Below are 11,890 nucleotides of genomic sequence, written 5' to 3'. Positions count from 1 at the left end.
CAACACATAACGGTCAATACCTCCTGTTCTTCCCTTGCCATTAACAAAATCGATGCCAGTTTATAAATAAGAGAACTCTTAAGAAAATGATTGTTCTTAAGAGTTCTATCTTGTGAAGACCTTTTATTTTTGACAACCAATTGATTCGGTATTATTTATCAGTGATATATTCCAATCCACTGCTATAATAGCTAATATGAATATTTCCTAATGGATCAACAGCAATGGCGGGCCTTGCCTCTATTAAGTATTTGCCATTTCCATTATGAGCAATTACATTATGCCAGCCCGAGGAATCCCTGAAGGCGTAGATTAATGGATGATCATAGTCGTTAGTATACCTAATGTAAGTGACATAGACTTTTCCTGATTCATCAATAGCTAAAGACGTACTAAAGGCCTGGGTTCCTGCTGCACCTATCTTTTCGACATGCCAAACAGAACTATCTTTATAAGCGTACTTTATTTGTTTATTTGTGTAATCCAGATAGCTTATATGGGGGTTTCCGCTGCTATCAAGGGCTAAAGAGTTGACAGCTCCTACGCTTCCACTGTCATCTACGGTTATACTATGCCAGCCCGATTCACCCTTATAGGCGTACTTAAGGGCCGTGTTTGTTGTATCATAGTAGCTTATATGGGGATTGCCGGCTTCGTCTAAAGCCAGGGAAGGGTACGTACCGTTACCCACATTGTCAGTAACCCACGTGTCACCTGATTTGTAGGAATATTTTATTAAGAATCCAGAGGAGTCGTTATAGACAATACGGGGGCTACTTGAGGCATCTACCTTAATTGACGTGAACTCGGCACCTATACTATTAACGTCTTCAACCTGCCAAGACGTACCATTATAATGTGCATACTTTAACCCAACGTCCATAGAATTATTCTTTCTATAACTAATGTGTGGCTGATTTGAAGTATCCAGTGCCAAAGAAGAATACGAACCCAAATCACTGCTACTACTATCTACTGATTCCATTACCCAATTCTCTCCGCTCTTATAACCATACTTTAAATTTCGGTCCCCGGAATTGTAATCCTGGTAGCTGATATGGGGAGTACCTGAGCTATCTAGAGCGATAGACGAATACCGCCCTGCCCCTCCTAAAGGATCAGCAATCTCTAAGGCTAACTCTTTAGGAGTCGACACGGTGATGTTTGGTCCATCAGTACTCCAATTCCCTTGAAGATCCAAGGCTTCAACTTTAATCGTGTAACTTGTATTTGCTGTTAGCTCATCGACTGTATACGCAAATTGATTTCCTGGTATCGTTTCTACAGGTAAGCCATCCTTATAGATTCTATAATTTGCAATCCCCTTGTTATCGGTTGCTGCTACCCATTCTAAGCTAATACTAGTTTCTGAAAGAAACGGAGCAGTTAAAGCACGAGCCGGCCACTGTGGTAACTCTAGATCTTGGGCTTCGGTTGTAAAACTAAAACTATAATCTGCGGCTAATGGATTATTAGCAAGATCCTTAACTGAACCCGCAGGAATGTTAATTGTATAACTTTTACTAAAGCTTAAATCGCCTTCTGCTGTGATTAAAAGAGTTTTGCCTTGGACTACCTTGCTAATAACAATAGGAGTCGCAGTATCCTCAACCAATGAGATGCTATTAAAATTAACCGTTGACTGTATTGATTCATTAAAAACAATCTCAATCGTTTTGCCGATATTTATATCCATAGTATCATTAACCGGATCTGTACTACTGACCTTAGGAGACGTATTATCAACAGCCAGACTTAAGCCTATTATTTCGACAGCGTCTGGATGTTCGCTTGAATCCTTGGTTCCTCTCCCCAATTGACCATAATAATTATATCCCCAAGCCCAAGCTTTTTTATCGCTATTAACTGCGAGGGAATGTTCATACCCGCCTGCAACATATGTTATATCTGTTAAACCTGAAGACTGTATTGGAGTCGAGATATAGTATGGACTAACCACTGGTCGACCAAGCTGACCATAGTCGTTATAACCCCAGGCCCAGACAGTTTGATTATTTTTAATAGCTAGAGTGAAATGATTTCCTCCGACAATGGAATCTATTCCACTTAGATTTCCAATTCCACCTTCGCCTTTGACTTGGACCGGGGAAGTTCTTCGTATTGTGGTTCCATCCCCAAGCTCTCCGTAATGGTTTGCTCCCCAAGCGAAGACTGTTTTATCAGTCTTTAGAGCAAGTGAATGATATTGTCCAGCTGCTATAACTTTAACCCCACTTAAACTAGGCACTTGACTGGGTAGAGAATGCATATCCCAATCGTACATCCCATTCCCGAGTTGGCCAAAAGCATTTTGTCCCCAAGTCCAGACGGTTCCGTCACTCTTTAAAGCCATTGAATGAGCATCTCCTGCAGCGATAGCAATAATATTAGTAAGGTACCCTGTCCCATCCGGACTTTTTACGGGAACCGGTGTAAGACGTTTTATATCGGTTCCATCTCCTAAATTACCCTCATAATTATTCCCCCAAGCCCAGACTGTTCCGTCACTCTTTAAGGCAAGGGTATGGTATTCACTAGTGGCTATGGCTACAACATGAGTCAAATATCCAACCCCCTGATATCCTCGGACTTGAACGGGAGTAGAATGAGGATAGTTGTCCTCTGTACCTATACCTAATAGACCATAATCATTTGTACCCCATGTCCAAACAGTTCCGTCATTCTTTAAGGCTACTGAACTATACCCCTGGGCCGCGATAGCAGCAACGTTTTCTAGATAGCCAGAACCACTCGCTCCCACGACCAGTACAGGAGAATTTTTCACATCTGTCGTACCCTCACCTAACTGCCCATCACTATTGTAACCCCATGCCCAGACTAGGCCTTCATCAGTTCTGGCTAAAGAATGATAATCCCCGGCTGCAATAGGAACAGTGCTAGGTATTACTGTTGGTTGAATACCAGTCTTAATGAGGGTCGCTGTTGGAATAGTTGACGAGTTTCCATCTTCGTCATAAGCCACAACATAGTAATAGTAATGTGTATCTGGCATTAGGTCTATATCCCAATAGCTCGAGGCAGTTCCATCGACTGTTACTATTTGAGTAAATGGCCCTTCTGGATTAGTTCCCCGAAAAAGTGCATAACTTTTTACATATAGATTATCAGCAGCTTGATTCCAAGTAAGCTTAATCCAGCTTGGCCCTATATCCTCGGCCTGAAGGCCATCGTCTGGAGTGAAAACGGGTGCTTCAGTATCAATTGGGGCTTCGAGGTCAAGCTCAACAAGAAAGACGTCCCCTTTTCCATTGGAATCATTTTCTATAAGATTAGTGGCAACTGAGGAAAAGGCAATAAACTTTCCATCAGAGCTTATTGACGGGCCGGAACTTCCGCCATTTGCCGGCCACCCAGTTTTTGAAGCACTGATTAGCTTAGTTACCCCCGTAACTCTATCAAATAAGCAAACATTGCCTTGTCCGTTTGTAGAGCCGGATACAAGGTTTGTCGCTTCAGAATCATAAGCTACATAGCGACCATCAGCACTAACACTCGAAGAAAAGCAGTGGTCATCGAGTTGTTCTCCACTGGCATTGAGAGAAACCCTTGTTATACTCGTATTTCCTGTTTCATCAAAAAGCCCAGTTTCATTAACATCACGATCATAAATAAATAGATCATTTTTCCCATTGGTGTCATAGGGAACTAGGTTTGAACTGTCATCAGCACTAAAAGCCACAAAGCGACCATCTGCACTCATTACAGGATTTGTTCCCTCGGAAATGAAGGTTGTTTTGCCTTCTTGCAAATCACGTATAAATAACCCGTTAGATTTACCTGGAACTAAATTAGTGGCATTGGAGGAAAATATAATAAAACGGCCATTTCTGCTTATTATTGGGAAGTAGCAGTCAGCATTAGCTGGCTCACCACCAGACGATAGATTAACCCGATCAGTGCGAACTCTTCCAGTCTCGGTTTCATCAAAAATTCCATCTTCATCAACATCACGATCACGAACGAAAATATCTTGGATTGTTGTGTCACCCGATACTAAAGAAGCTCCATCAGATTGAAAAGCTACATATCGTCCATCTCCACTTATCGAAGGCCAACCTGCGCCAAAGTTTCCACCGGTTGCCTGGTTTCCATCTGTCCCTACACTTACACGTACAGTAGTTCCTTCCGTTAGGTTACGTACGAAGATATCATAGTTACTATTAGTATCACCGGAAACTAGCCCACTTTTTGATGATCTAAAGGCGACATAACGACCATCAGAACTAAAAACTGGTTGACCCGCACCGGGAACCTTTACTTCTCCACTCGTAACGTTTACTTGCTCTGTTATCCCTGTTCCTTTATCATGCATAAAAATATCTACATAACTATCATCTCCATCAGTTACTAAATTCTTGGCAGACGATATAAAGGCTACACGTTGTCCGTCTCCACTAATACTTGGTTCACTGCTGTATCCATCTCCTTGTGTTCCCTCACTGTTAACACTCACTGTGCTTATAGATTTAGTTCGGATTTTTGTCGTTAAGCCACTCTCACTTGCAATCATGGAAGTGATTAATTGTTTAGTATAATAAGCCTTGATTTTATTTGAGTTATCTACAGCTGCAAGCAGAAAATATTCACCAGCTGAAGCAATAATATTCTCGCCTGAGGAATAATCAGTACCACCTGCAAAGAGATCATCTAAAATTGGAGCACTGAAGGGGTTTGCTTGTAGTTTAAACTGAAATTTTGTTGCTCCAACTGGTAAAGATGGTAATGAAACAACTTGAGTCGTTCCTACGACCGACCCCGGCGAGAGGGTTACATTGAGAAGATCAATGCTAGTTGAGTCTATAATATTGATAGTCAACGTCGCCGCATCACCAGCACTAAATTCGAATACTAAAACTATCTGTCCTGGTGCTTGTGTTTCTAGATATTCCTTTTTTATAGTTATAGCACTCCCAGAGGTTGCATAATTAATATCTTTGACTAACGTTGTTTGGGCATTTTTTATTGAGATTAAACTGTTCCCATTAAGGTTCATGGTTAAGTTAATATCAGCTTGTTGGTTTATGCTTTTATTAAAGTTAGCAGTATTTGAGCTAATAGTACTATTTTGAACTCCTGACTGAGGTGGATAAGAATTATTGTTCCTGCGAGGTACGTCGGAAGGTTGTTCTTTTGATTCATCAGGAGGCAAACTTGCCCGTAGTGCTCCCTCTAACAGTTCCTCAATTCTATCCTGAGTTAATCCCCCAGCCCTGGCGGTGCTAATAATCTGTGATTCAGTTATTTGAGCATCTTGACTCTTGTTTCCAATTTCCTGGTCGAGCTGAGTCAGGTTTTTTTCCAACTCCCGTAGCAGCTCATCAACTTGGGTTTCATTCGAAGAGGATTCAATCTCATCAACTAATTTTTGGGCGAAATTGACCAAATTAGTTGCCTTATGAACTAAAGCTAAGGCTCGTTCTATCTGGCTGATATCTTTTGTTTCATTGTAGTTTGCCTGAGCATTTTTAGCTTGTTCTATAAACACATCGATTTGGTCATTTAGATCTATCACAATCTGAACTAACATATTTGGCTCCACATTTTCTACTAGATTCTGCAAATTAATTGCTTGTTTACCGGAGAGTAGCCCTGTTAAGGAATCGAATACAAGTTCCTCGCCCATTGTCACTAAATACTCCTGGCCTGAATGAGTTCTTTGTCTGTTTTGTGTACCTGCTACAGTACCATCCATTACATCAACTGTGGTAATTCCGCTGTCTGGGTCTATTGAAACTAGATATAATGTACCTCGAACTCCCATTACAGCGGTTGGGGTTTCTACCTCGTAGTCATCATCAATATTAATTAGGCTCTTGACTTTGTTCCAAATGCCTCCCGACCATAATTTTACTGATGATTGAGTACTTTCTCCATCAGAGATTAACGTTCCTATTGTAACCTGTGTATTAGCTGCAAGGGTTGATTTTGTTCCATTTCCATATAAAATTTGGGTAGTACCGCCATCCTCAGTCCTGATCCAGTCACCTTGTGATATTGCCATTCCATCATAAGCTGTAAATTCCGTCTGTCCTCCGGCTTTCTTTACAAAAACTTTTCCCTTAACTCCTGTCAGCTTTACATTTGCTTGTGAAGAAGCGGCTCGAGCAAGGTTTGGGGAAATTAAACTAAATAACATCAGTATTACTAAGACAACGGACAAACTCTCTACTAAACTAAACTTAAAGTTTCTTTTTCTTAAATGAACCTTACTTATAACTATACGTTTTATAAGAGTGATTACTCTAAAGTTCACATTATTTTCCCCCTCGTATTTCGATCCTTTTAGAAACTAATCAATGGACTTCACATAATCCTTACAATAAGGCTTTAACAATACCTATATTGTTAAGTGAACCCTCTTAATCTCCCAAGTTGATCTCCCTTAATAAATTACTTAATTGATCAACAATCAAGAGACTCCCCTTTTTGGATAAACGAATATACGAGGGACCATCGAACTCAGCTTGAACCAGAAATCCATTTTGTTTCCCGTAGTTGCCTCTACCGGCTAAGGTCTTAACCTGTCCGTCTTTACTAATTACCCTAATCAAATGATTATAAGTGTCTGCTACATAAACGGTTTGATCCGCTGTAACTGCAATACTACTTGAAAAATTAAATTGAGCACTACTAGACATTCCATTTTTGAAACCACCGGAAATATAATTCGTTCCTGCCATTAGATCTGAACCTGAACCAGCTACTGTAGTAACACTTCCTGAGGCTGAAATGGCCCGTATCCTCTGATTACCTGTATCAGCAACATACAAAGTACCATCGGGACCCATTACCAGCCCAGATGGTTCATTAAATTTAGCTTTTTCTCCAACGCCGTCAGCATATCCGCCTTTGACTATGCCAGCATCTGTCTCATACTCTCCACCAGCTAGAACTGACATTATTCCATTCTCTGTTATCTTCATAATTCTATGATTTAACGTTTCTGTTACGAATAGCTCTCCATCTGGAGCAAATACCACATCTGAAGGGAAATTAAGCCCTTTTATTAAGGTTTTAACATTACCAGACCTGTCAACAACCCTAATTGCTCCATTACCGGAGTCTACAACATATAAGTTGTCGTTGGAATCAAGGGCTAATCCCTTAGGCTGATTAAACATAGCCTCCAGAGCGAAGCCATCATTAAAGCCTCCCACCTTTAAGCCATACTGGTCAATACCTTGGGCCTTGCCTGCAACCGTGGTGACATTCCCATCTGGAAGAAGTGCCCTAATTACATGGTTCTTTGAGTCAGAAATATACACTGTTCCGTCTTTTCCCTCGGCAATTCCAGCAGGAAAGGCAAATTCTGCTTCAAATGCTTTTCCGTCCTTATATCCTAACTTTCCAGATCCCGCCAAGGTGGTGACATTTCCTTTATCTTTGATCGACCCTCCGAAGTTAAATATATAATCGACATACGTTATAGTCTGGTTTGAGATCGCTGCCTCTCCTCCTAAGGCAGTAATCTTAGTATTCTTAAGGGGTTCTTCTTGGTTTTTGTTAAAAAAGCCTTGTAACAATTCACTTGAACCTTTCGGCATAGTATCATTAACCAATACTAAGGGTGAACAATCCTTTGCGGCAAGTACCGCACCCGTCAATGCATCTGGAAAGTTTTCACCGGAGGCTAAATAGATGTTTGAAGCCTCTAAGACCTCCGCTTGATTATTTACGATAGCCATAGTGTCGTAGCGTTCAAGTCCAGCTAACCTTGTTATACCATTGCTAGCAATTTTTTTGACGACTTCGTTTAATTGTTTTACGCTTGATTCAGGTACAACTGCTGTCCCACCAATAATATTAATCTTTTGCTTTTGTTCCTCAGTAAGATTAAAACTATTTAAATAGTTAGTTACACTTTCTGGAACAGGTTTATTAGAAGGGACTAAAAGAATGGGGACTCCTCCAATAGAATCCTTAATCTCTTGTCTAATAGACTTATAGTAAGAGGCTTTCTCCGTTGATACATAATTTTCAGTTGCTGCTACTACCGAAGCACTTAAAGCGTCTGAAAACGTATCCCCTGAGGCAATATAGAACTCCCTTCCATCATGTTGAAGCTGTTTTGCAACTTCTACCGCTGTGTCATATCTATCTAAGCCCCCTAAACGATGGATGTTTACCTGATCAAAACCCAGCTCAACCAATGCGGAGACAAAGGTTTCCGGTATTACAACATTCCCACCCAGAATGTAAACATAGCCCTTCTTATCTACGTGTTCTTTTATGTAAGAGAATGCTTTGCTACTCAACTCCGGTGTGGCGTCTACCAAAAGAATTGGTGCATTTTTTTGCCGGGCTAGTGGTACACCAGCTAGAGCGTCAGGGAAGTTATGACCTGTAGCTAGAATAACATTCTGACTTTTTCCAGGATTAAATTTTAAGGCTATTTCCAGCATAGTGTCAAAACGAGTCTGCCCAAAAATCCGTTCAACCTCATGTTTCGGTTGAATAGAATTAACACTTTGCTCTGCACCCTTAGTGATTATAGGACTGCATAAATTTGGGGTAAAAATTATTAGCATGATTGTGACTAAAACAGCAACTAATTTGTATTGATTCACTTAATTCCCTCCCGACATATTAGTAAGCAACGTTATCCTTAATCTACAGATTACTATATATGTCATTCTTTGGGCTTTCTTCTCATTGCTAAACTGTTTATCAGGATTGCTGTTTTTCCGGGGAACACTAAGGGCCGCAACAAAACCATAGTTTCGTTACGGCCCCTATTCCAACGACCTAAACGGCCAATACTTTTCTTCTCCTTGAGAAATAATTTCAAAGGTCACAGAACCGGGAACGGATCTCCTGGTCATAAACTTGACAGCAATCGATTTGGAGTAGTTCTCAGCATCACGAAAGGTATCCCACTCGCATAATCCCTGACATAGTCCGCTTGTTTCATCCACCATCCAAAACTTAGATGCAAATCCTCTAAAGCCCATAAAGATCATCATAGGTAACCTAGAAAATTTCATATTTGCTTTAATACTCATATCTTTGGGCAGAAATCTAATTTTAAAAACCGCTTCTGGTTTACGATTATCTTCCATCTTCCATCATGAACTCTTGACCAATACTTTCTTTATAAAATCTGACCCTGCCAGTTGCAAAAAGGATTAAGGTACGGATAAACCCAAATAATATGTTCATAATCCTTATCCCTCCCCTCAACATTTTATTTATTCTGTTTTCCTATAAATATTTAACAAAGCCTCATAGAACTCACTTGCCCTCAGAAGGCTTCCTTTATGGTTGGCTCCAACTATCTTGGCACTGGTCATATTTGGGAAGCGTTCTTTATAAGGAAATAAATCTGTCTCCCATATTTCGTCTTGATCTCCAATCACTTGGTAAATAGGAATACTGAGGGTTATATTCTGCGAAATACTGCTATTTTCTTTATCCAGAGTGGATGCATTTTGGAACATTAGACTTTCATACATTTTCTTATCCGTACTTTTCATTGCTTTCACAAACAGTTTCATGATCTCTTTTTCACTTTTTAAATCATAGACAGCCTCAAAATCCGGGTACTTTTGCTTTTCTTTTCCCAAATTTAACTTATAAAAGACTTTTATTATTGGGTCTAAGAGATTGTGTTTATATAAGAAACCGCTTAATCCCTTTGCCTCCTCCAAAGAAGGTGAGGATGCCATTAAAATAACCTCATCAATACGATGATCTAAATGTGCCAGAGTAAGAGCTATTGGTCCTCCATAAGAAAGTCCTAAGACGGTTACTTTTTCTTGAATGCCAAGAACGTCCAGTAAGTGTTTCATATCTAACGCATGGCCTTTAATCGTTTGCTTTTTTGTAAGTGGAGTGCTTAAACCCTCACCCCTTCGATCAGGCAATATCACTTTTGAAAACATGCCTTTTTCAATCATCCATTTCGCGGGCCTTAAAAGCATGGTGTGATTTCCTCCCGATCCTCCGCCATGGATGTAGATAGCCGTTTTGCCATCCAAATTTACGCTCACTACCCTAGCATGAATAGCAAGCTCTGGTTTCACTTGAAACGTTTGGACTGCCTCATTAAATGTTAGGTGGTTAGATATTGTCAGCATTTTTCAACCTCCCATTATCTACTTTAATAGAGGTATCAGACCTCATACCCATCACGATAAAGTTAATACAAATATCCCAGTTAAGTGAGTGAAGACCTTTTCATCTGGTCTGTCTGAAGAGGACCCGGCAACTTAGTCAAATATCGCATAACCTGTAAAGCTTTCAGATGAAAAGTCCTTCAGACTATACCATCCCTTGCCGCCGTCATTCGTAGCTATCTCTACCCATTCCTCATTATCGGTTGCAATAAGATGAACTATTTCACCTGCTTTAACGGTAAACCCGGCGGCGTTTACATCCTTGAATTGATGCAGCTTAATATCTTTCGCTGTAGTAAGGTCACTTTTTGTTCTATAGTCCACATCATATTTTTCGGTAGTATCAAGCAAACGGACATAGGTAGTATAATATACATTCAGACTTCTCCCAAACCAGGTCTGACCCATTACCTGCAGTCTTACAGGAGCGTCTATTCCTTCATTTTCCAGAATAACCGCTTTGTAGTTATAGTCGTCCATATCATTTTCATTGTATTTATCAGGAGGTACGATTTCTGCCGTCACAGAACCCACACTCACAAAGCTTTTTTCTCCTCTTCCCGTAGGATCAACTATTGAGTATAACTCAGTCACTAAATCGAAACTGGGACCATAATCTAAAATCCCTATCATATTCATTTGATTGTCATATTTGTCGCTGAATTCCAAGATAATAAAATAATCGTTTTCCAGACTGGCTCCGGAGATATCCATTTCCTTATAACCGTCAATTGATAAGATGGCTTGCCCATAATGCAAATTATCGCTTTTGGTCGTGTATTTTATCTTTTCTTGGATTCCGTCCCCATCAATGTCGAAACTGACCGTCTCATTGGTTCTATATTTATAGTAATTAACTCCATTTGATTCAATCAGGGGATCTATAGAAACGGCAGGTTGCGTTGAAGTACTGTCAGTCTTAGAATTCTGATTAGGTTCAGGGTTTTCCTGTGGATTTTTGCTCTGCTGGTTTTTTTTGCTTTCTTCCTGCTTCTTTTTCTTTTCAGCTTCCACTTCAACCTTGGCCTGTGCCCTCAATTCCTCTTCTTTTTCCTGCTCGGCTTTCATTTCAGCTTTTACTTCTTCCCTCAGCGTATCTTCACTTTTTAGTGTTTTATTAGTACCGCAGCCTGCAGCAAAACCGATAGTAAATACTATTATTAATAATAGATATAGCAACCTTCTCATAACCAAGCTTCGCCCCCTAGCTAATTTTATCAACACTATTTATTACTAACACCATACCACTCATTGTGTCGTATGATGGCCTTACCCAAATCTTTCATAACCACTTTTGAGCCATCATTTTCTATAATACTATACCAAAATACCATATTTCTAAATATTATGTATAAAATCTTACTAATTTGTTAGATTCCGATTTCTTGAACGTTAAAATGATCCTTTTGCAATATAATTAGGACCGTCTTTTAAAATCAGCAGGAAACAGTACCCTTGCTTGATTTTAAACAAACTCCTCCAGTTTTTATTTCCACTGATATATCCTTTAGACTCACTCTAAATTTGACAAGTACCAAAAACAGGGTACTATCCCTTAAAATTATTAAGTGACAGTACCTTGTTTTAGTTTTAATTAAGTCCGAAAACCTTTGGTATATAATGCTTTATTAATATAACAAAAAACACCGATTCTTTTATATCTTATATAGAATCGGTGTTTCTCCGTTATTTCCGCAAAATCTTATCCATCGATTTTCCCTTTGCTAACTCATCGATCAATTTATCCAGATAGC

6 protein-coding genes are annotated in these 11,890 nt (G+C 39.8%); all 6 read right to left on the bottom strand.

What is annotated here, in order from left to right; translation table 11 throughout:
* Positions 1-151: 151 nt before the first annotated feature.
* Positions 152-6,274 (bottom strand): X2-like carbohydrate binding domain-containing protein, encoded by a 6,123-nt coding sequence (locus HGJ98_RS12910; protein WP_291351823.1) that lies wholly within the window; start codon positions 6,272-6,274, stop codon positions 152-154.
* A 106-nt stretch (positions 6,275-6,380) separates the two neighbouring features.
* Positions 6,381-8,588 carry a cell wall-binding repeat-containing protein gene (locus HGJ98_RS12905; RefSeq protein ID WP_291351822.1) on the bottom strand — a complete coding sequence of 736 codons (2,208 nt, stop codon included), beginning with the start codon at positions 8,586-8,588 and terminating at the stop codon, positions 6,381-6,383.
* 165 nt (positions 8,589-8,753) lie between these two features.
* Positions 8,754-9,080, bottom strand: a complete 327-nt coding sequence (locus HGJ98_RS12900) for a hypothetical protein (RefSeq protein WP_291351821.1) — start codon at positions 9,078-9,080, stop codon at positions 8,754-8,756.
* A 129-nt stretch (positions 9,081-9,209) separates the two neighbouring features.
* Positions 9,210-10,043 (bottom strand): alpha/beta hydrolase, encoded by an 834-nt coding sequence (locus tag HGJ98_RS12895; protein ID WP_291351820.1) that lies wholly within the window; start codon positions 10,041-10,043, stop codon positions 9,210-9,212.
* A gap of 186 nt (positions 10,044-10,229) precedes the next feature.
* Positions 10,230-11,324, bottom strand: a complete 1,095-nt coding sequence (locus tag HGJ98_RS12890) for an SH3 domain-containing protein (protein ID WP_291351819.1) — start codon at positions 11,322-11,324, stop codon at positions 10,230-10,232.
* 498 nt (positions 11,325-11,822) lie between these two features.
* Positions 11,823-11,890: DUF2200 family protein (locus HGJ98_RS12885; protein WP_291350295.1), on the bottom strand; the 68-nt coding region annotated here is incomplete at its 5' end.

The sequence above is a fragment of the Desulfosporosinus sp. genome (assembly GCF_014237355.1).
In the GTDB taxonomy this organism is placed as follows: Bacteria; Bacillota; Desulfitobacteriia; order Desulfitobacteriales; family Desulfitobacteriaceae; genus Desulfosporosinus.
The sequence above is the reverse complement of the archived record's forward strand: the minus strand, read 5'-3'. Positions and strand labels throughout refer to the sequence as shown.

Coding starts and splice junctions, on each gene's coding strand:
- HGJ98_RS12900 (WP_291351821.1), bottom strand. CDS start 9,080: ATGGAAGATAATCGTAAACCAGAAGCGGTTTTTAAAATTAGATTTCTG.
- HGJ98_RS12890 (WP_291351819.1), bottom strand. CDS start 11,324: ATGAGAAGGTTGCTATATCTATTATTAATAATAGTATTTACTATCGGT.